At 58.2% G+C, this 21,108-nt stretch carries 17 protein-coding genes; 8 read left to right on the forward strand and 9 right to left on the reverse strand.

Translation table 11 applies throughout. The features are described 5' to 3' along the window. Positions 1 to 233: 233 nt before the first annotated feature. Both pyrC and B2A78_RS08635 read left to right on the forward strand, forming a co-directional pair. Positions 234 to 1,277: a dihydroorotase gene (gene pyrC / locus B2A78_RS08630; protein WP_077729579.1), complete on the forward strand. Its 1,044-nt coding sequence runs from the start codon at positions 234 to 236 to the stop codon at positions 1,275 to 1,277. A 124-nt stretch (positions 1,278 to 1,401) separates the two neighbouring features. Then, the gene (locus B2A78_RS08635) at positions 1,402 to 2,601 is read left to right on the forward strand and encodes a transglycosylase SLT domain-containing protein (RefSeq protein ID WP_077729645.1); all 1,200 of its coding nucleotides are present in this window, start codon (positions 1,402 to 1,404) and stop codon (positions 2,599 to 2,601) included. Between the two features lie 424 nt (positions 2,602 to 3,025). On the opposite strand, the gene B2A78_RS08640 is transcribed toward B2A78_RS08635, so the two are convergent. Then, positions 3,026 to 3,382: a multidrug efflux SMR transporter gene (locus B2A78_RS08640; RefSeq protein WP_346425837.1), complete on the reverse strand. Its 357-nt coding sequence runs from the start codon at positions 3,380 to 3,382 to the stop codon at positions 3,026 to 3,028. Positions 3,383 to 4,044: 662 nt separating this feature from the next. Between B2A78_RS08640 and B2A78_RS08645 the strand changes: the two genes are divergently transcribed. Further along, positions 4,045 to 4,347: a BON domain-containing protein gene (locus B2A78_RS08645; RefSeq protein WP_077729580.1), complete on the forward strand. Its 303-nt coding sequence runs from the start codon at positions 4,045 to 4,047 to the stop codon at positions 4,345 to 4,347. 70 nt (positions 4,348 to 4,417) lie between these two features. Here B2A78_RS08645 and B2A78_RS08650 read toward each other — a convergent pair whose 3' ends face one another. The 6 genes from B2A78_RS08650 to B2A78_RS08675 all read right to left on the reverse strand — a co-directional run bounded on the left by B2A78_RS08650 (position 4,418) and on the right by B2A78_RS08675 (position 12,621). Next, positions 4,418 to 5,260, reverse strand: a complete 843-nt coding sequence (locus B2A78_RS08650; RefSeq protein ID WP_077729581.1) for a metallophosphoesterase family protein — start codon at positions 5,258 to 5,260, stop codon at positions 4,418 to 4,420. Positions 5,261 to 5,299: 39 nt separating this feature from the next. Next, positions 5,300 to 6,232 (reverse strand): diacylglycerol kinase family protein, encoded by a 933-nt coding sequence (locus B2A78_RS08655; RefSeq protein ID WP_077729582.1) that lies wholly within the window; start codon positions 6,230 to 6,232, stop codon positions 5,300 to 5,302. A gap of 21 nt (positions 6,233 to 6,253) precedes the next feature. Continuing rightward, complete coding sequence (locus B2A78_RS08660; protein ID WP_077729583.1) at positions 6,254 to 7,771, reverse strand: R3H domain-containing nucleic acid-binding protein; 1,518 nt, start codon at positions 7,769 to 7,771, stop codon at positions 6,254 to 6,256. 154 nt (positions 7,772 to 7,925) lie between these two features. Beyond that, positions 7,926 to 9,416: a SpoVR family protein gene (locus tag B2A78_RS08665; RefSeq protein ID WP_077729584.1), complete on the reverse strand. Its 1,491-nt coding sequence runs from the start codon at positions 9,414 to 9,416 to the stop codon at positions 7,926 to 7,928. Then, positions 9,413 to 10,675: a YeaH/YhbH family protein gene (locus B2A78_RS08670; protein WP_077729585.1), complete on the reverse strand. Its 1,263-nt coding sequence runs from the start codon at positions 10,673 to 10,675 to the stop codon at positions 9,413 to 9,415. The genes B2A78_RS08665 and B2A78_RS08670 overlap by 4 nt, the downstream gene beginning before the upstream one ends. Positions 10,676 to 10,698: 23 nt before the next feature. Further along, positions 10,699 to 12,621, reverse strand: a complete 1,923-nt coding sequence (locus tag B2A78_RS08675) for a PrkA family serine protein kinase (RefSeq protein WP_077729586.1) — start codon at positions 12,619 to 12,621, stop codon at positions 10,699 to 10,701. 550 nt (positions 12,622 to 13,171) lie between these two features. On the opposite strand from B2A78_RS08675, the gene B2A78_RS08680 reads away from it, so the two are divergent. From B2A78_RS08680 to B2A78_RS08700, 5 genes are all read left to right on the forward strand, one after another. After that, positions 13,172 to 14,503: an ABC transporter substrate-binding protein gene (locus B2A78_RS08680; protein WP_240502452.1), complete on the forward strand. Its 1,332-nt coding sequence runs from the start codon at positions 13,172 to 13,174 to the stop codon at positions 14,501 to 14,503. Continuing rightward, positions 14,500 to 15,363: a sugar ABC transporter permease gene (locus B2A78_RS08685; RefSeq protein WP_077729588.1), complete on the forward strand. Its 864-nt coding sequence runs from the start codon at positions 14,500 to 14,502 to the stop codon at positions 15,361 to 15,363. Before B2A78_RS08680 ends, B2A78_RS08685 begins: the two co-directional genes overlap by 4 nt. A gap of 1 nt (position 15,364) precedes the next feature. After that, positions 15,365 to 16,201: a carbohydrate ABC transporter permease gene (locus B2A78_RS08690; protein ID WP_143735111.1), complete on the forward strand. Its 837-nt coding sequence runs from the start codon at positions 15,365 to 15,367 to the stop codon at positions 16,199 to 16,201. A gap of 15 nt (positions 16,202 to 16,216) precedes the next feature. After that, entirely contained in the window at positions 16,217 to 17,365 is a 1,149-nt protein-coding gene (gene ugpC / locus B2A78_RS08695) for a sn-glycerol-3-phosphate ABC transporter ATP-binding protein UgpC (RefSeq protein ID WP_077729590.1), read from the forward strand. Between the two features lie 84 nt (positions 17,366 to 17,449). Then, positions 17,450 to 19,237: a glycoside hydrolase family 15 protein gene (locus B2A78_RS08700; RefSeq protein WP_077729592.1), complete on the forward strand. Its 1,788-nt coding sequence runs from the start codon at positions 17,450 to 17,452 to the stop codon at positions 19,235 to 19,237. Between the two features lie 43 nt (positions 19,238 to 19,280). Here B2A78_RS08700 and B2A78_RS08705 read toward each other — a convergent pair whose 3' ends face one another. Together B2A78_RS08705 and B2A78_RS08710 are read right to left on the reverse strand one after the other, a co-directional pair. Continuing rightward, complete coding sequence (locus B2A78_RS08705) at positions 19,281 to 19,679, reverse strand: hypothetical protein (protein ID WP_077729593.1); 399 nt, start codon at positions 19,677 to 19,679, stop codon at positions 19,281 to 19,283. Between the two features lie 49 nt (positions 19,680 to 19,728). After that, complete coding sequence (locus B2A78_RS08710) at positions 19,729 to 20,832, reverse strand: ABC transporter substrate-binding protein (protein ID WP_077729594.1); 1,104 nt, start codon at positions 20,830 to 20,832, stop codon at positions 19,729 to 19,731. Between the last annotated feature and the right edge of the window lie 276 nt (positions 20,833 to 21,108).

Raw genomic sequence — 21,108 nt, forward strand, 5'->3', positions numbered from 1 at the left:
TTAAGTCCTTTCGCAGCCGCCTGCCTTATCACGGTTACGCTCGTTCCCAATCTCCGGATTGGGAACGCTGCCTTGGAAGCTCCGGCTTCGCGAAATACGGCAAGCAGGAGCTTGCAAAACCCGGTTCCCAAACCGGAGCTCGGGAACCGGCACATCGTGGGTTTGTGCTGCCCGTCAAACCACGGCAGCGCCGAATCTTGTAAGATTGCGTCTTTAAACATCCACTGCCATCCATGCAACGACTGACCATCACCTGCCCTGACGACTGGCATTTGCACCTCCGCGACGGCGCCGCCATGCGCGACGTGCTGCCGGACAGCGCACGGCAATTCAGCCGAGCCGTCATCATGCCCAATCTGAAGCCGCCGGTCACCACCGTGGCGGACGCCCTCGCCTACCGCCGCCGCATTCTGGAAGCCTTGCCCGGCGGGCTCGAATTCGATCCGCTGATGACGCTCTATCTCACCGAGGGAACCTCGCCCGAGGAAATTCGGCGGGTTGCCGAGGAACCCGAGATCGTGGCGCTGAAACTTTATCCCGCCGGCGCGACGACGCATTCGGAAGCCGGGGTCGCCACCCTCGAAAAGATCTATCCGGTGTTCGAAGCCATGGAGCGATACGATGTGCCCTTGCTGGTGCATGGCGAAGTGACGGATGCCGAGGTCGATATCTTCGACCGCGAAAAAGCGTTCATCGACAGGCATCTGACCGCCATCGCAAGCCGATTTCCGGCGCTCCGCATCGTTCTGGAGCACGTCACCACACGGGACGGCGTCCAATTCGTGCAGGATGGCGGGCCGAACATCGCGGCTACCATTACCGCCCATCATCTGCTTTATAATCGCAACGCCCTGCTGGCCGGAGGCGTTCGTCCCCATTTTTACTGCCTGCCGGTATTGAAACGCGAAACTCATCGCCTGGCCTTGGTCGAGGCGGCAACCAGCGGCAACCCAAATTTTTTCCTGGGAACCGACAGCGCGCCTCATCCACGCAGTCAAAAGGAATCGGTCTGCGGCTGTGCCGGGTGTTATACCGCCCGCGGGGCGCTCGAGCTCTATGCGACGGTTTTCGAATCCGCCGGTGCCCTGGACAAGCTCGAAGCGTTTGCGAGCTTCAACGGCCCGGATTTTTACCGTCTGCCGCGCAATCAGGCAAAAATCGCGATCGAGAAATCCGAGTGGAAGATGCCCGAGGCCATCCCATTCGGTGACGATACCCTGGTGCCGCTCAGGGCGGGCGAGACGATAGGCTGGCGTGTTGTCGAGCGGCTACGATAAACGATAAATCACGCGTCAGACACTCCATTGCTGGAATCGAGGCAGTCCATGGACGGAATTCGGAACTTCCACTAACAGGTGATTCGTGTCCGGTCCCAAGTCGATCTCCAAAGAGAAATCTTCGATGCCTCCTGCTTCGTCCTCCGATTCATTCCTGGCGGCGCCGAGCAAGCCACTCAAGCCCGTACAAGGCGAGCTGGACTTGGTCCCTCCTGCCTCATCCCCTCCCAAAAAGCGGCGATCCAATAACGCGGCCAAGCCGAAAAAGAAACGGACACAGGCCAAGAAAGGCGCCGAGCCCGCGGCAAAACTGAACCCGTGGCGATGGGTCGCCGTTATCGGCACCGAAATCCTGGCATTGGCTGCGTCCGCCCTCATCGGAATCATCGCGGTATTCGGACGCTCGGTGGATTGGTTTGCCGGAACCGGATTATGGTCCAATCTGCTTCCGTTCGCCGCAATGGTACTCGCCGTAGGGATCGCGAATGCGGTGCTGTTGCGCCTCTGGCTGGGCATGCGCGCCAAGCTGGTGCTCAAAGGCATGATTCTGCCTGCGATCCTGGCGGTTTTCGTCGCCGTCGCAGCCGGCTGGTTCGCCGCCCAGGAAGAATTCGGCCGCGATCTCGGCAAGCTTCGCAGCCTGGTCGGCGGCATGCAGGAGGCCGAGCGGAACACGATTGCGCATCAGGTGTTTGCCGCCTATCGGCGTTCCGATCTGACTCAAATGCAGCGCATCATCGAGCGAGCCCAAATCTATCTGCCGACGATCCACGAAGCTGCCAAGGCCTTCGATGTCGACCCCGAAGTCATGGTCGGCATCGGCGCTACGGAATCGTCATTCTATCCGCGGGACAGCAAAGACGGAGGCCGCGGACTCTTCCAGATCACCGCTGCCCCGAAGTCGGCGGTCAGCGTCGTCAAGAAACATCTGGATGTCGACCATCTGGACATGCTCAACCAGCGCCACAATACCTTCGTAGCCGCGGCGACCCTGCGTCTTTATCTGGCGGAGATGCGCGGCGATTTGTTCCTCGGTCTTCTCGCCTACAATATCGGGCCGGCCAACGGCGGTTTGCGCTCGATCATGACGCAGTACGGCGCGCGCGACTTCGTGACGATCCAGCCCTATCTGCAAAACCTTCCGCGCGATTATCCGATCCGGGTTTTGACGGCCGCCCTGGCTTATCGGTTGTGGCACACCGAAGGGCGGCTCCCGCGTTATGAGGAAGGCAGCAACGCCATGCACATCCAGAGCGTCGGCATACCCGGCTTGAATCAGGGATTCTCGCCGAAAATAAGCATCGGCAAGGACAAAGCAGCCTAAAAAGTGGCGAAACCGGCTAAGTACATTCAGGGAAGTCTTGCGGCATAGGCAACCTGCCGGACAACCCCGCCAATCAAGCCAATCTGTCGAGATTCCGCAAATATTTGCGGAATGTACTTCGAGCGTTTTCATCTCGCTCGTACGGCAAAACCGGCTCGGCGGGCGTCATTGGCGCCTTCGGCGACGGTAAATTGATTCAAGCATTCGTAGGTCGGCAATCCTTTGCCGACGAACCCGTTACCCCAACGGCACCGTCGGGAAGGGCGGCTTCGGCGCTCCCGAAGACGCCGTTTGCGATTGGAAGGGTCGCGACTAAAGCGACCGTTTGCGATTGGGAGGGATTCCCGACCTACGCGCGAGTGCCCGTACAGTAGGCATGAAAATGCTCGAATCGATCGTCCGCTCCCGGAAGCAAAGCCGGGCATCAGTTTTCCGTGTAGAGCAGCTTCAAGCCTACGACGCCCAAGACGATTAGCAGAATGCAGACGATCCGGACCAGGTCCGTGGATTCGTTGAACAGTATGATGCCGATAATCGCGGTCCCGGCGGCGCCTATTCCAGTCCAAACGGCGTAACCGGTGCCTAACGGTATCGTCCTCAGCGCCAGGGACAAGAACACCAGACTGATTATCATGGCGGCGCCTACGCCTAAACTCGGCCACCAACGCGTAAAGCCCTCGGTGAATTTCAATCCCACCGCCCAGACGATCTCGAATATCCCCGCAACAAGTAAATATGTCCAACCCATGCTTAAAAGAATGTCGCTACGCAGCGAAGCCATAGCCTAGTTTAGACAGACGATATTACCCGATCTTTCTGCCGAGTCGGTTTGCGAGATTTGATTTTCCACAAGACTCGCATACGTTGATTCCCGATCTTCGAGCCAGCTGATCTTCCGTTCCGCTGATTCGGTTAACTGCTCCCAAGTCCTTTCAAAAGGTACGGAAATGTACGTATGTTTAATTTGGGGGTGGTGAGCTTAAATACATCCACCTGAGCTGATCTCGGGTCCGGAACATGGATGCTCCCGCAGGACGGGATTACGGCGAATGGACTTAAGGATGTCGCCAAGAACAGGACGTTCCCAAACGCAACCAGGATGTTGCGAAGGGAGTTGGAGTGTTTCAACGGATTCTGGACGCTCCCTATCCTCGGGCCAGGATGCTCGACACGGAAATGGAATGCTCCGCATGTAACTGGACTGATCCGAATTTGGCTGGGATGTATTTTTGGGAACACGGAAGTTCCATTTTTCTTTCTCCCGTCGTTCACACACTTGCTCATCCAGCTTCACGGCCGGCAAAGTCGCCAGGCGCCCTGCCGTTCCGTCAAAAACGTATCCTCGTTTTCGATGTTGCGTCCGGCGCCATCCAAGGTCGGAAATCCCTTTCTGACATAGCTGCCTGAAATCCTTGGCCGTTCATCGAAGGAGTGAACAGCGTGATGAAAAGAAGACAGTTTCTCGCCCTGGCCGCAGCCGCAATGGTCGTCGGGTGCGCCGGTTCGAAGACCCGCGAGAGCACCGGCGAATATCTCGATGACACGGCCGTTACCACCAAGGTCAAATCGGCTCTGCTGCGCGATGAAGTGGTCAAAGGGCTGGACATCCAGGTCGAAACGTTCAAAGGTACCGTGCAACTCAGCGGCTTCGTCAACACGGCCTCGGAAAAGCAGCGCGCCGAAGCGATCGCGAGAGACGTCGCCGGCGTTCGATCCGTCAAGAACGATATCCGCGTGATGCAATAACCGCTACCGTAAGCCGTGGCCGACTCACATTCAACGGCCGACGCAACATCGTCTCAAACTCGATCCAGTGTCAGGAGCGCCGGCACGGCCCGGCGGCATCATCCTTCATACGCATCCAACCATCCGCGCGGCGCTCGAAATACTCCGCGGCAGAGGGAACGAAACGCGCATTTTCGGATTCCCATGTGCAACGCTCCAGGACAACCTTCGGATGCTCGATCCGGAGCACGTTAAACGCGTTTTTTTCCTTTCGCGTGCGGACCGAAAGCGCGGTTCCGGCGCTGATCACGAGCGCCTTGTAACCGGCGATGCGATACCGTTCTCCCGTGTGCCCCGAATGGCTGACATGGAGATGCCCGGCTAAGAACATATCGACTCCGCAGCTCGCCAGCGCTTCCATGGCCATCCGCGCCCGGCCGACAAGATCGCCCTCACGGAAGCCCTCGGGCAGGTCGAAAGGGTGATGGGTCACCACGATCTTGATGACCGCACCGGGGTAATCACACAAGCGTTCCCGAATGCGGTCCAGCTGCCTTCGATTGACCCGCCCGTTCTTGACGGTCAGCGAGCGCGCCGTATTGACGCCGACCACGGCGATCTGCTCATCGGCATAGAAGGGCTCGATGTTTTCACCGATATAGCGCCGGTATTTGACCAGCGGCCGGAAAAAACGGGCCAGCGGATTATAGAGGGGTACGTCATGATTGCCGGGCACCACGATTTGCGGCTTCGGCAGCGCATCGAGAAAGCGCCGGGCTTCGAGAAATTGAGCGGTTCGTGCGCGTTGGGTCAGATCGCCAGAGATCGCGACCAGATCGGGCCCTATCTCCCGAACCGATTGGATCAGCGGATCGACCAAGGAGCTGTCGACGCGGCCGAAGTGCAGATCCGAAAGATGGACGATGGTTCGCATGCGCCGCGTTACGCCTCGCCGACCGATCGGCAGCCGGACCTAGCTCGCAATGGCGCTTCCGCGAGACTCGACCTTCGTGTTCGGCACTATCACCCGTAGAGCGCCCGGCCGAATTCGATAATGCAGCGGAGTCTGCATGACGATCACCTCGCCGTCGGTAGCGACCCGAAGGCGGCTGCTGTGCCTAGCCTCGATAACGATCTCCTTGGTCCGCATCATGTCGAAGTCCTTGTCTTTACGCAAACTCCGCAAGAGCGCGCGGAGCCCGAATCGCAAAAGGCCGAGCCGGCCGATTTCTCGAGTGGTATACAGCCACAACCAGCCCGAATCGAGGGTGGTCCGCGCTCCGATATTGAATCCTTCGACCTGGTACCGATTGTTCCCGACGAAAATGAAAGGCGTGTGCCGCACGAGTTCCCGGTCGTCGACACGCAATCGGGCTTCCAGAATGGCATACCGGCGCAAGACGGACAGAGATGCCCAGAGAAACGCCGGCCATTTGCCGTATTCCAGGCGGTCCTGCAGGGTCTCCCGACCGTGTACGATGCTGGGATACAGCCCCAGGCTGGAATTGTTGACGAAAATCCTGCCGTTGACCTCTCCGACATCGATCCGGGCGGGCGTGCCGTCGACAAGAATTTGCGCGGCTTGCTCCAAATCCAGGGGAATCCCGAGATCCTTGGCGAAGTGGTTGAGCGTGCCGAGCGGCAGTACGCCCAGTATCTTGCCGGTTTCGGCGAGCACCGAGGCAACCGCATTGATGGTGCCGTCTCCGCCGCCTGCCGCTATCAGATCGGCGTTCTCGGCCAGGGCTCGCCGCGCGAGGTCCGGAACTTCATCGCCGCTGTTCGCAACCCATATCCGGGCATCCCGGTTGCGTGAGACGAAGAACTCTTCGAGCCGCTTTTCCAGTCCCTTTTTTTCGTCACTACCCGCAGAAGTGCTAACGATAATCGCCAAACGGGCGGCCATAAGCTGATTTTACCGGGGGAATTACATGGGATAGATCACCAAATGCCGGTGTGGTTCACAGCCAATGCTTTCGGCGACCAAGCCGTGGCGGGTAACGATGCGATGTTGCATCTGGCGCAAGGCGGCCGAACGCGGCGAGAGTTCCGCCATGACGCCTTCGGCCTTGACCTGCTGCACGGCACGCTCGGTCTCGCGCACCATTTCCCCGACCTCGTCCTGTTTGTCGCCGGGAACGATGTGAAACAGACTGCGCAGGAGCTGCCGAATCTGAGCGGTCGTGTTCTTCTTGACGGCATGCACCGGCAATTGACCGCCTTGAACGATGCGTTGCAGGCTTGCATCGTCTTCCCGCGCGCGCAGCGTCACGACAAGATCGGCCTGGTCCGGATATCTCACCGTGCGGGCCTCCAAGTGGAGGTCGCGGATCACGCGTTCCACCGAGTCCCGGCTGAGCGCATAAGCATAGATGCGAACCGGACGCTGCCGGTCGGAGCGGACGAATAAGACCTCTCTCGCGATTTCCACGGCCGACTCGGGTTCGCTCGCCGTCACCGGCGACTGAACGGCAACCGGGCCTTGGCGGCGTATGCCTTTGGGCTGTATGCCGCTCAGGATGGCATCGACCGCCTGCGCGGTGTCCAGGTGCACGACCACCTCGTCCCTGGCGGTAATCTCTACGACGATATCGAAGGTGGGCGGAGCCTTCCGCTCGCTTACGGTTTTTTGCGTGCCCCGAAGCCGGGCCTCTTCGTCGCTGAGAGTCACCGTTTGCACGCCGCCGACCAGATCGCACAGCGTGGGATTCAGAACTAAATTCTCCAGCGTGTTGCCGTGAGCCGTGCCGATCAGCTGAACGCCACGCTCGGCGATGGTGCGCGCGGCCATTGCCTCCGTGGCCGTGCCGATTTCGTCGACGATGATCGCTTCGGGCATATGGTTTTCCACCGCCTCGATCATCACTGCATGTTGTCGATCCGGATGCGCGACCATCATTCGCCGGGCGCTGCCGATGGCCGGGTGCGGGACATCGCCGTCGCCGGCAATCTCATTGGATGTATCGATCACGACGACGCGCTTGCCGAAATCGTCGGCCAGTACGCGCGCCACCTCTCTCAATTTGGTCGTCTTTCCGACGCCGGGCCGGCCGAGCAATACGAGGCTCTTGCCGCTCTCGACGAGATCACGTATCAGATCGATGGTTCCGAATACCGCGCGCCCCACGCGCAAGGTCAAACCGATGATCTCGCCCCGCCGGTTGCGAATGGCGGAAATGCGGTGCAAAGTCCCCTCGATGCCGGCGCGGTTGTCCGCGCCGAATTCACCCAAGGCGCCGATTACGGCATCAAGGTCTTCGCGGGTAACCGGTTGATTCGATAAGTTCAGGGCGGCGTGGGGATAGCGTGCCTGGGGCAGGCGCCCTAAGTCCAAGATGATTTCGAGCAATTCCCCCTGGCCTTGCAGCGCTAGGGATTTCTGGAGCTCCGGTGGAAGGAGCTTTATGAGCAGGTGGAGATCATCGAGATGGGTCTTGGCGGTCACATCTTTGCACGGGGTGTTCTTTCAAGCCCTGTCCGACGCCGTAACGGCATCCAATCGCGTGTCCGCAGCTCCGCCGAGCCGTCAGGTCGATGATTCGAGAACATCTCTATCGACCATTACCTTCCCCGCCCGTCCGGCCGCGGACGCCTCCTGGTCAGTCGCATTCGTACGATTTCTGGATCCGTCCGTTCTCGTCCACCGTTTCGAGTCTCGCCTTGAATCCCCACAGCCGGCGCACATGCCGCAGCATCTCGTTGGTGCTCTCTCCTAAGGGGCGGCGATGATGCTGATAATGCCGCAGGGTCAACGACCGGTCTCCTCGGGTGTCCACCCGGTAGACCTGAATGCTGGGTTCCAGGTTGCCGAGGTTGTACTGATCCGAAAGCACGTGGCGAACGGCTCGATAGCCGTCCTCGTCGTGAATGTGGGTGATTTCCAGTTCGTCGTTCAAATCGTCGTCCAGCACGCTGAACAGCTTGAAATCCCGAATGACCTTGGGCGAGAGGTATTGGGCGATGAAACTCTCGTCCTTGAAATTGCGCATGGCGAAGTCCAGCGTCTTGGTCCAATCGGTATCCACAAGATCGGGGAACCATTTCCGATCTTCGTCGGCGGGATGTTCGCAGATCCGCCGAATGTCGCTCATCATGGCGAATCCCAAGGCATAAGGATTGAGTCCCGAAAAGTGATTGCTGTAATACGGCGGCTGGCTGATGACGTTGGTATGCGATTGCAGGAATTCCAGCATGAATCCGTCGGTCACCAAGCCTTCGTCATAGAGCCTGTTCAGAAGGGTGTAGTGCCAGAAGGTCGCCCAACCCTCGTTCATTACCTTGGTTTGACGCTGGGGATAGAGATATTGCGCGATCTTGCGGACGATTCGAATGATTTCCCGCTGCCAAGACTCCAGCAGCGGCGCGTTCTTCTCGAAGAAATAAAGGAGATTTTCCTCGGGTTCGGCCGGAAACTGATGGGCTTGCTCCTGGAAGTATCTTTCCTTCTTTGGAACGGTGCGCAGCCATAAATCGTTAATCTGCGACTGAAGATATTCCTCCCGCTCTTTCTGCCTATGCTTCTCCTCGGTTATCGAAAGCGCCGGCGGCCGGCGGTAACGGTCCACGCCGTAGTTCATCAAGGCATGACAGGAATCCAGCAGCTCCTCTACGGCCGAGACGCCGTAACGTTCTTCGCATTCCGCGATGTAGTTCCGGGCGAACACCAGGTAATCGATGATGGCGTCGGCATTGGTCCAGGTCTTGAACAAATAATTGTTTTTGAAGAAGGAGTTATGGCCATAACAGGCATGCGCGATGACCAGCGCCTGCATGGTCATGCTGTTCTCCTCCATGAGATAGGCGATACACGGGTTGGAATTGATGACCAGCTCGTAGGCCAGCCCCATGTATCCGCGCCGATAGCTTTTCTCGACGGTCAGAAACTGCTTGCCGAAGGACCAATGCGGGTAGAACACCGGCATGCCCGTGCTCGAATAGCAGTCCATCATCTGTTCCGAGGTGATGATCTCGATTTGGTTGGGATAAGTGTCCAGGCCGAAACCAGCCGCGATTCGGGCGATCTCGGTGTCATAGCTCTGAAGGAGTTCGAAAGTCCATTCGGAGCCTTCTGAAAGGGGTTTGCGGCTCATGCCTGCTGCTTCTTGAAGAGTTCTCTAAAGACCGGATAAATGTCCGCCGCGCTATAAATCGGCTGCATGGCAAAGTTGGGCCAGTATTCCGCCACTTTTTCGTATTCCATCCACAGGCTGTGGGGCTCGTGGTTGTTGATCTCGATATAGGCGTAATACTGCACGCTCGCCATGATGTCTTCGATCAGCAAGCGCGAACAATTCGTCGAGTCCTCGGGCCAGTTGTCGCCGTCCGACGCCTGGGCGCCGTAGATGTTCCAGTCGCCCGAGGGGTAGCGGTCGCGGATGATGTCCTTCATCAACTCGAGTGCGCTCGACACAACGGTCCCACCGGTTTCCCGCGAATAGAAGAAATCCTGTTCATCCACCTCCAGCGCCACCGTATGATGACGAATGAAAACCACGTCCGTCTTTTCGTAATTTCGCGTAAGAAACAAGTAAAGCAACAAGAAAAAACGTTTCGCAAGATTCTTTTTCACCTCGTCCATGGAACCGGAGACGTCCATGAGGCAAAACATCACGGCCTGGGTGCTGGGCTTCGGAACTTGAATGCGGTTTCGGTAACGGAGATCGATGGTGTCGAGGAACGGCACTGCCCGAATCCTGCGCTCCAGCAGGGCGATCTCCTCGCTCAATGCGGCGATACGCTCCTCGTCAGGCTCACCGCCAGTTAGCAAAGCCGCGAGTTCGACTTCCAGCTCCCGCTTCCGGTCCGCCGATGGCGCGCGCAAGGCCGTGCGGCGCGCCAAGGCCTCCCGCATCGAGCGGATGACGTGCAGGTTCGAGGGCGATCCGTCGCTGGTAAAACCCGCGTGCTGACTCTTGAAAGTGGCTTCTCTCGCCAGTTGCCGCTTCACCATGTTCGGCAGCTCGAGATCTTCGAAGATGAATTCCAAAAACTCTTCGCGCGACAATTCGAAAACGAATTCGTCCATGCCCTCGCCGGTATCGCTGGCACGGTTGCCCGAACCGCCCTCCTCGCCTTCCGGACGGGGTACCTTGTCGCCCGCTATAAACTCCTTATTGCCGGGTTGAACGACCTCCCGCCGCCCGCCTTGGCCATGCCGAAACGTCGGTTCCGAAATATCCTTGGTCGGAATCTGAATCTTTTCGCCACGGTCTACGTCCGTTACCGACCGCTTCGCGACGGCATCGGCAACGGCCTTGCGAATCTGACCGCGGAAGCGTTGGAGAAAGCGCTGCCGATTGACAGCGCTCTTGTTCTTGGGGTTTAAGCGGCGGTCTATAAATTGACTCATGGGCTTGAATACCTATCGCTCGGTTAAGAGGACTTGCGCACCCTGAGATACCATTCGCACAACAGCCGCACCTGCTTGGGCGTGTACCCTTTGTGAACCATGCGGTTCACGAATTCCTCGTGTTTCTTCTGATCGTCCAGCGACGCCTTGGCGTTGAAGGAGATCACCGGCAGCAGTTCTTCCGTATTGGCGAACATCTTCTTCTCGATGACCGCACGCAGCTTTTCATAGCTGGTCCAGGCCGGATTCTTGCCGGCGTTCTTGGCGCGGGCACGCAGCACGAAGTTCACCACTTCATTGCGGAAATCCTTGGGATTGCTGATGCCTGCCGGTTTTTCGATCTTTTCGAGTTCCTCGTTGAGCGCCCTGCGGTCGAAACTCTCGCCGGTATCCGGATCGCGGTATTCCTGATCCTGTATCCAGTAGTCGGCGTACGTAACATACCGGTCGAAGATGTTCTGTCCGTACTCGGAATACGATTCCAGGTAAGCGGTCTGGATTTCCTTGCCGATGAAATCCACATAGCGCGGCACCAGGAATTCCTTGATGAAGCGCAGATAACGCTCCTGCACCTCCGGCGGGAATTGCTCCTGCGTGATCTGCTGTTCCAGCGTATACAGCAAGTGAACGGGATTCGCCGCGACTTCGGAATGGTCGAAGTTGAACACTTTCGACAGGATCTTGAACGCGAAGCGCGTGGAAAGACCGGTCATCCCTTCGTCCACGCCCGCGAAGTCCCGGTATTCCTGATAGGATTTCGCCTTGGGATCGGTGTCCTTCAGGTTCTCGCCGTCGTAAACCCGCATTTTCGAGTAAACATTGGAGTTCTCCGGTTCTTTAAGCCTCGACAGCACCGCGAACTGCGCCAGCATTTTCAGTGTGTGGGGTGCGCAGGGCGAATCGGACAGCGAACTGTGGATCAAGAGTTTCTCGTAAATCTTGATCTCTTCTGAAACCCTTAGGCAATAAGGCACTTTGACCACATAGACACGGTCCAGAAACGCCTCGTTGTTCTTGTTGTTCTTGAACTGCAACCACTCGGACTCGTTCGAATGGGCCATGATGATGCCCTCGAACGGAATGGCCGAAAGCCCTTCGGTACCTTTGTAATTGCCCTCCTGGGTCGCCGTCAGGAGAGGATGCAGCACCTTGATCGGCGCCTTGAACATCTCCACGAATTCCATGATACCTCGGTTGCCGAGGCAAAGGCCGCCCGAGAAGCTGTAGGCATCCGGATCGTCCTGGCTGAAGCGCTCCAGCTTCCGGATGTCGACCTTGCCGACCAGGGACGAGATGTCCTGGTTGTTTTCGTCGCCCGGTTCGGTCTTCGACACCGCCCGCTGATCCAACATGGACGGGCGCACCTTGACGACGCGGAATTTGGTGATATCGCCGTTGTACTCGTGCAGGCGTTTCACCGCCCAAGGCGACATGATCGTATTGAAGTAACGGCGCGGGATACCGTATTCGTTTTCGAGAATCGGACCGTCCTCTTCGGGGTCGAACAGTCCCAGCGGCGATTCGTTGATGGGCGAACCCTTGATGGCGTAAAACGGCACCTGCTCCATGAGGTGCTTCAACTTCTCGGCCAGCGAAGACTTGCCGCCTCCGACCGGGCCCAGCAAGTACAGAATCTGTTTGCGCTCTTCCAGCCCCTGAGCGGCGTGGCGGAAAAATGCCACCATCTGCTCAATGGTTTCCTCCATGCCGTAAAAATCGGCAAAAGCCGGATAGCGCTTGATGACTTTATTGGCGAAAATGCGTGAAAGGCGCGGATCGAGCCGGGTGTCGACCAGTTCGGGTTCGCCGATGGCGATCAGCATACGCTCGGCTGGACTGGCGTAGGCCGTCGGATCCTTACGGCAAATTTCTAGATATTCCTGAAGCGAATACTCTTCTTCGCGCGCTTTTTCATAGCGGGATTGATAGTGATCGAAGATACCCATAGATGCGAGGTCTCCTCTGCAATCAGCAGATGCTCAAAAAGGTCTTAACGTCTCCGGCGAGAGGACCGCAAGCTGCCTCGTTCGATATTTTGCTGGTTGAGACAACGAGCGTATTAACTGTCCCTATCATAGCGAACGTGGCTTTCTCATCCATCCGCACTATGCAATAAATGCGGCGCTCGCGGCTCTTACCGCTAAGACGTAGCCTAACATATTTCGGTTCCTCGGCTGCGAGACACCCAAGAAAAACTTTATGCCAAAGAGAACCTCATCGAGCATGTAACAAAACTGTTTCGCACTGCTTGCCGAGCGATACACAATACTTAGCGATGGCCGAACTCGAGCCCACTCCGCTGTATTGTCCTCTTATTAGTTTAGAATTAATCGTCGGCCATACGTTCGACGCTAAACACCCGAGTTTATGCCGGGAAGCGTATTTCCAATAAACGGCACCATCTTCTCGATCATTTGCAATGCTCAGCCACACTTGACACGAAACCTGTGCCGATGTTCCACTTCGGGCCACAAGCACGTTTGAACTCCGAGGAGAATGGACTTCCGGATGGGCGTCTACCGCCTGAGAGCGGGACGGTTTTTTCAAGTCAACAAGTGGCCGGCCCGCATCTCGTCGCGGTGCTCGATCGCGCTACTGCGCCTGCTGTTTCTTCTGTCCCTCGGTTTGCCGGTGTGGTCCTGCCGCAATCCGGAACCCGTCGGACCGCCTCATTTGACCTGGTATGTGTTCGACGAACCTTCCGGCGCCTTCCGAGAAGCCGCCCGGCGCTGCACCGAATTCGCAAAAGACCGCTATCGCATCGATGTCGTCTCTCTGCCGGCCGATGCCGATCAGCAAAGGGAGCAATTGACGCGCCGCCTGGCTGCAGGCGACGAATCTATCGACATCATCGGGATGGACGTGATCTGGACCGCCGAATTCGCCGAAGCGGGCTGGATACGGGAATGGCCGATGAGATCGACCCGCCGGGCTTCAGCCGGTCGGTTTCCGATAACGGTTCAAACCGCTACTTATAAGAATGTGTTCTGGGCGACGCCTTTCACGACCAATGTCCAATTGCTCTGGTATCGAACCGACCGTGTCCCGACACCGCCGGATACCTGGGACGAGATGATCGATTCGGCCGAGAAGTTGGGCAGGAATGGCCGGATTCAGGTTCAGGGCGAACGCTATGAGGGGCTGACCGTCCTTTTTGTATCCCTGCTCGCCTCGGCCGGGGGCACGGTCCTGGATGCTGGGGGACAGCAGGTCTCCCTGGAGCCCGAACCCACCCGTAAAGCTCTTCAGGTGATGAAGCGGTTGGCGACTTCTCCCGCGGCCGATCCGGGGCTGTCCACCAGCCGCGAAGACCAGGCGCGGCTGGCTTTCGAAACCGGCAATTCGGCATTCATGCTCAACTATACCTTCGTCTGGCCCAGCGCTCGGCAGAACGCGCCCGACGTCGCGGCGAACATGGGCTGGGCACGCTGGCCCGCGGTTCTGCCCGGCCGGCCCAGCCGGGTGACGGTCGGAGGCATCGATCTCGCCGTCAGCACCTACTCGCGTTATCCCGAACTCGCCTTCAACGCGGCCGAATGCCTAGCAAGCAGGGATAATCAGCGGATCGCCGCACAACGCGGGGGACTTCCACCCACCGTGTCCGCCCTTTATAACGATCCGGCCGTGCGTCGCCGGCTGCCGTTCGCGGATGTGCTGCGAGCGGCCTTGAACGATGCGGTGGAACGTCCTCAAACGCCGCTCTACGCCGACGTGTCCCTCGCCATCAGCCGCACCCTTCATCCCATGCGCGACATCGAGCCGGACCGGGATACGACTCGCTTGCGGAAAGCCGTGCAACGAGCATTGCGTTCGGAAGGCTTGCTATGAGGCGTGCCCAGAACGTCAAAGGATGGCTTTTTTGCACCCCGGCTCTAGCCGCGATGGCTTTGGTTACGGCCTATCCCATTCTCGATGCCGTCCGGCTCTCGCTTTACCGCTACGACCTACGCCACGCGGCTCCGCCCGATTTCATAGGCATCGGCAACTACTTCAGCGTATTAAGTTCGGAAGTATGGTGGCAGGCGCTTGGAAATACGCTTCTGATCACGACCATTTCGGTTTTTTTCGAGCTGGTGCTCGGCTTCGCTCTCGCACTGCTCATGCATAAAGCCGTGTTCGGACGCCGAACGGTCCGTTCGGCGGCTTTGGTGCCTTACGCCATCATCACCGTGGTAGCAGCTCTCGCCTGGAAGTTCGCATTCGATCCGACCACCGGATTCGTCAACAGCCTGCTCGGCGTCGATCGAGCCTGGCTCAACGAACGCTGGTCGGCATTCGGCGTCATCATACTCAGCGAGATCTGGAAAACCACACCGTTCATGGCTCTTTTGCTGCTGGCCGGCCTGAGCCTCATTCCGGATGATGTGCTCAGGGCGGCTCGGGTCGACGGAGCATCCGCCTTACAGCGCTTCCGTCTCATTACCCTGCCCTTGATGAAACCGTCCATCTTGGTGGCGCTGCTGTTCCGGACCTTGGATGCTTTTCGCATCTTCGATTCGGTCTATGTTCTGACACGCGGCGCGCATGGCACCGAATCGGTATCGGTGATTGGATACAACACGCTGATTGCCCGTCTCAACCTGGGTTTGGGTTCGGCGGTATCGGTGCTGATTTTTCTGTGCACGCTCGCGATCGCTCTGCTCTTCACCAAGAGCTTCGGAACGCCCTTGCTCCGCACGGGACGGTGACATGCGAATACGATTCGCAGGTATGGACGGATTCCTCGGTGCCTTGGGAAGTCTCCTCGTTGTTACTTACGCCTTGTTGCCCGTGATTTGGATCATATCGCTGTCGCTCAAGCCTGGGCGCGAACTCGGCAATGCGCGTTTTTTCCCGGACACGCTCAGTCTCGAGCACTACCGAACGGTCTTTAACGACCCGCAATTTCCGGCGGCGCTCTTGAACTCCGTGGGCATCGCTTCGATCGCCACCGGGTTGTCCATAACAATCGCCATTTTTGCGGCGTACGCCATCGTTCGGCTCGACTTTCGCGGCAAACACTGGATTTTTTACGGCACGCTCGCGGTAGCCATGTTTCCGCCGATATCCGTGGTCGGTCCCTTGTTCGAACTCTGGCGCACGCTGCGTCTTTTCGACACCTGGCCGGGCTTGATCCTTCCCTATCTGAGCTTCACCTTGCCGCTCGCCATTTGGACCTTGACCGCTTTTTTCCGCGAAATCCCGTGGGACCTGGAGCGAGCCGCACGAGTCGACGGCGCCACCCCGTCGCAAGCCTTTCGGCTGGTCATCTTGCCGCTGGTGGCGCCGGGAATCGTCGCTTCGGCCATCTTGGTCTTCATTTTCGCGTGGAACGATTTTTTGTTCGCCGCATCCCTCACGTCCACGGATCGGGCCCGCACCGTGCCGGTCGCCATCGCGTTTTTTACGGGAAGTTCCCAATTCGAGCTGCCTACCGGTTCCATCGCCGCCGCTTCCGTAGTGGTCACGATACCGATCATCGCACTGGTCCTGATGTTCCAGCGCCGCATCATTGCCGGACTCACGGCCGGTGCCGTCAAAGGATGACCGGGAGAAGCAAGAATGGCCGAAATCGTCTTCGATCACGTGAGCAAACGCTTTGCCGGCGGGGCCTGGGCGGTCAGAAAGGCAAATTTCACCGTCAAGGACGGCGAGTTTTTCATTCTCGTGGGGCCGTCAGGCTGCGGCAAGTCGACCCTGCTGAACATGATCGTCGGTCTGGAAGACATCACCGAGGGCGAAATCCGGGTCGACGGCAACAGGATCAATGAACTCGACCCCAAGGACCGCAACATGGCGATGGTATTCCAAAGCTATGCGCTCTACCCCCATATGACGGTCAGGGAAAACATTTCGTTTCCGCTCAAATTGGCCAAACTGGCGCGGGACGAAATCAAGCGGCGGGTGGACGAGGTCGCGGCCATCCTCCAACTGGACCCGCTGCTCGACCGCAAACCTTCGGACCTGTCCGGAGGACAGCGCCAGCGGGTAGCCATGGGACGAGCGATCGTGCGAAGACCCCAGGTGTTCTTGTTGGACGAGCCCCTATCGAATCTCGATGCTCGGCTGCGCGTTCAAATGCGCACCGAGATCGCGGCCCTCCAGGAAAGGCTGGGCATCACGACCGTTTACGTCACTCACGACCAAACCGAAGCCATGGTGCTGGGCGATCGTGTGGCGATATTGCGAAGCGGAGAAGTCCAGCAGATCGGAACGCCGAAGGAACTGTACGAGACGCCCCGTAACGAATTCGTGGCGGGCTTCATCGGATCGCCGTCGATGAACTTCCTGAATGCCGAGATCGGCGATACCGGCGTGCTGCTGCCTATGGGGCCTTGCCCCCTGCCGCCTTCCTTTCCGTTAGAGCGCCTGAGCAACCGCTACGTCGTCGCCGGCATCCGTCCGGAACATTTTTGTTTGCCGGGAACGTCGCGTAAAGCCGGCCCCGTTTTTCCGGCTGAAATCATTTCGGTCGAATGGCTGGGCGCGGATCTTTATCTTCATGTTCAGCCGGCCCCGTCACTCCGGCCATCCAGGGACAAATCGGCGGTTGTCGAGCCGGGAACTCATCCAGCTGGACTGGTTCTGATTGTCCGAGTGCCTCCCGACCTCCGGCTGAAACGCGGCGATAGGATCGAGCTGACTTACGACGCCACGAAGATTCAACTGTTCGACGCCGATACCGGCGAAAATTTTTTGCGGAACCATTGAAACGACAGTCTGTCGAAGCGCCTTCGGTGATGTGGCGCCCGCGACGGGCATGTTTGAAACGATCAAAACGTATAGGGAACCGCTATGAGCAACCTCGAACTCGGCATTATCGGCAACTGCATGTACAGCGCACTGATCGACCGCAAGGGGCGTGTCGTCTGGTGCTGCTTGCCCCGTTTCGACGGCGATCCGATTTTTTGCAGCCTGATCAACGGCGATGAGGACGAGGTGCAGGAAGGGTTCTTCGACATCGTGATCGATGATTTCTCCCATAGCGAACAGCACTACGAGCACAACACCGCTATCCTGGTAACCACGCTTTACGATCAGCACGGCGCTGCGGTGCAAATTACCGACTTTGCCCCGCGTTTCCGACGGTACGGCCATATGCATCGTTCGCAACGGCTGATCAGAAGGCTTCAGCCGATCAACGGCACGCCGCGGATTTCCGTCAGAGTGCGGCCGACCTACGACTACGGCGTCAAACCCATGCAAACCATCCAGGGGTCCAACTATATCCAGTTCGTCGCTCCCGGTATGTGTTTCCGCATGAGCACCGACATGCCGGTTTCCTACATATTGGACGAGACGCCCTTTCTGCTGGAGGAACCTTCGGCGATCACCTTCGGTCCCGACGAACCGCTGCGTTATACGGTGGCCGAAGCAACCCGCGAAAGCTACGAGCAAACCCTGCTGTATTGGCGCGAATGGACCCGATCGCTGTCCATTCCTTTCGAATGGCAGAAGGCCGTGATCCGCGCCGCCATCACCCTCAAGCTGTGCTGTTTCGAGGAAACCGGCGCCGTCATTGCCGCCATGACCACATCCATCCCCGAAGCGGCCGGCACGGAACGCAATTGGGATTATCGCTATTGCTGGCTGCGCGACGCCTATTTCGTCGTGAGCGCCCTAAACCGGCTTGGCGCGACCGGAACCATGGAGGAATATCTGGACTATATCTCGAATATCGCGGCCGAGGCCGACGATAGCCTGCTTCAGCCAGTCTACGGCATCGCCCTGGAGAAAAAATTGATCGAATGCCGGATCAGCTCTCTCAGGGGCTATCGGAATCACAGGCCGGTACGGGTCGGGAATCAGGCCTATGAGCACATCCAGAACGACATCTACGGCAGCGTGATCATGGCCGCCACCCAGGCCTTCTTCGACCGCCGCCTCGCGCATCCCGGAGATCAGCGTCTTTTCGAACGCCTGGAAAATCTCGGCCGCCAATGCACCCGGCTGTATAACGTACCGGATGCGAGTCTCTGGGAGTTCCGCGGGTTCGCCCGCATCCATACCTTTTCGGCAGTGATGTGCTGGGCCGGCTGCGATCGTTTGGCCCGCATCGCCGATCACATGGAGCTGCACGACCGCGCTCAATATTGGCGCTCCCAGGCCGAGCGGATTCGGACCGAAATCATGGAGCATGCCTACGATCCCGGACGCAATACCTTCGTCGGAAGCTTCGGCGGCTCCGAACTCGATGCGAGCCTTTTGCTTCTCCACGACCTTCAGTTCCTCGCTGCGAATGATCCCCGCTTCATCGGTACCGTCGAGGCGGTGGAAAAGGAATTGCGGCGCGGCAATCACATGATGCGGTATGTGGAACCGGACGACTTCGGCGCACCGCAAAACGCCTTCAATATCTGCACCTTTTGGATGATCGGCGCTTTGGCGGCCATCGGCAGAAAGGAAGACGCCCGCGCCATATTCGAGGAAATGCTCAACTGCCGGAACCATCTTGGGCTCTTGTCCGAAGACACCGATCCGCAAACCGGCGAAATGTGGGGCAATTTCCCGCAGACCTATTCCATGGTCGGGATCATTCACTCGGCCATGGTTCTGTCCAAGTCATGGGAGGAAGCGTTTTAACAAGGCTTCTTAATGAAAGCGTTCTCCCGGAACTCGTGCATGATCAGTTGTCGTCTTCGACCCACGTCGCCTGTGTTGGCGATGCCGGGTCAAGAGAAACGACGTATGCTCCGGCCACCCCGAGCCACCGACGGTCCCCAAATGAAATTGGCGGGAGCAAACCGGTATCGTAGCCGTTCAGGTTTTTCAGTGCGGACATGAAGCTATCTCTTCCCAAGCGCCGGCCGGCACGCCGCAGCCCTTCTTCGAATAAGCGGGCCATAACATAGGTGACGACCTCCGAATGCTCAGGCGACTGCGTACCGGCGAGGACCGCAAGTTCGGCGATCTTCTCGGGCGCACGGTCGCGGGGAAGTGTCGGATAACCGATCAGCAGACGTTGACGAAAATCCGGTGGTGCCTGAAGCACCGACGTCCCGGCCAGGGCACCGGGCAGTAACACCCATGGTCTCCAGGTCGTTTTCAGTGCACTCCGGTAAAACTCCCCGAGTTCATCGTCCGTACCGAAAAAAAATGACGGCCCGCACGCGACGCTGGCGAAGGGCGTTGACAGTCTCCTCGGCGTGCCCGCGGGTTCCGACATATTCGATAGGTTCCAGAGTTCCGAGGTTTTTGCTTCGAATGCGTTTAAGAATGCGCTGAGTCAGCATACTCGATGCTGCTCCCGGACCGTGAACGATCGCAAGAACGAAGCCGCGCTTGGCGAGAACGCGAGCCGTGTAATCAGCCAACAGTAGACTCTGCTCGCTTATCCCGGACAGCAGATAAAACGTAAACGGATTGACTGCGCGCTCGGGATCCGGAAACTCCGGAGAAGGCTCGATTACCGGGATGCGCAACGCTTTTGCTATATCGGCAAGATCGGCTTGTGCTCGAGGGGAAGCGAATCCGAAAATGGCGAACACATCCTTCTCCTCGATCGATGTTCTTAACCCGGAGCCAGATTTTTCGCCGTCAAGAAACACCGGCTCTACGGTTCGGCCGAAATAGCCGCCCTCGTTATTTCGCGCTCGGAAATAGGCGGTAATGACCCGCCGTATTCTCTCGCCCTTTTGATCGGCCGGAATCAACACTCCTACACGGATGATGCTGTCGCTCAGCCCAGAATCGTGGTCGCCCTCGATGCGCTTGATATAAGCGATCAAATCCGCGAGATCCCGAGCCGACATTCGGTACCGCGGCATTCCCTTATCAAGCTTGTTGCGCGCCGGGTCGAGGCCTTGCGTAATAGCCCGTGCAAGTGTTTCGTCGGTGAACGGCGGATGTGTTCTCCCGTAGGAATGGGCGTGGCCGTAAGGTTTGGCGAGATTGGTCCAGGTGATGTTGGACGGTGTCAGGCCACCTTCGGCCCGCCCGAGTCCGTCTTTGCCATGGCAGCTGGCACAAGGAAGCGCGCGTCCGTTCAGTTCCGCATCGTCGTCGCCCATCAGCGCTGTAACAGGCGTTCCGGACAGACTTTCGCCTCGGAGATAAATGTGCGTTCCGCGCGTTTCCGCCGGCGTCAGTTGCTGCGCGCCGGCAGCCGATTCGAAAAGGAACAGGGATATAGTTGCCAGGTACGCCCTGATGCTGATTCGGAGCCTATCCCTTTGCATGCTGCTCACAAGGCTTAATCACGACGCCAGCCAAATCGCGTCCTCTTATATCTTTATTGCGATAGTCGGTCCGCTAATGTATCGGGCTTCACCTCAACCCGCGCTAGCGAACCTGACCTCGCGAGCATGTCGATCTGGCCATGACTTTTTTCACGCCTTGAAAGCCATAGAGACGAGTCCACAGCCGTCGGCGCCCGTCGCCGATCAAGAGTAAACGCCGCTTATCGATCCATCTCATCGATAAGGTCCGCATTTTCGAGCCTATCCCATTGATGC

It is taken from the genome of Methylocaldum sp. 14B (assembly GCF_002005105.1).
GTDB lineage: Bacteria > Pseudomonadota > Gammaproteobacteria > Methylococcales > Methylococcaceae > Methylocaldum.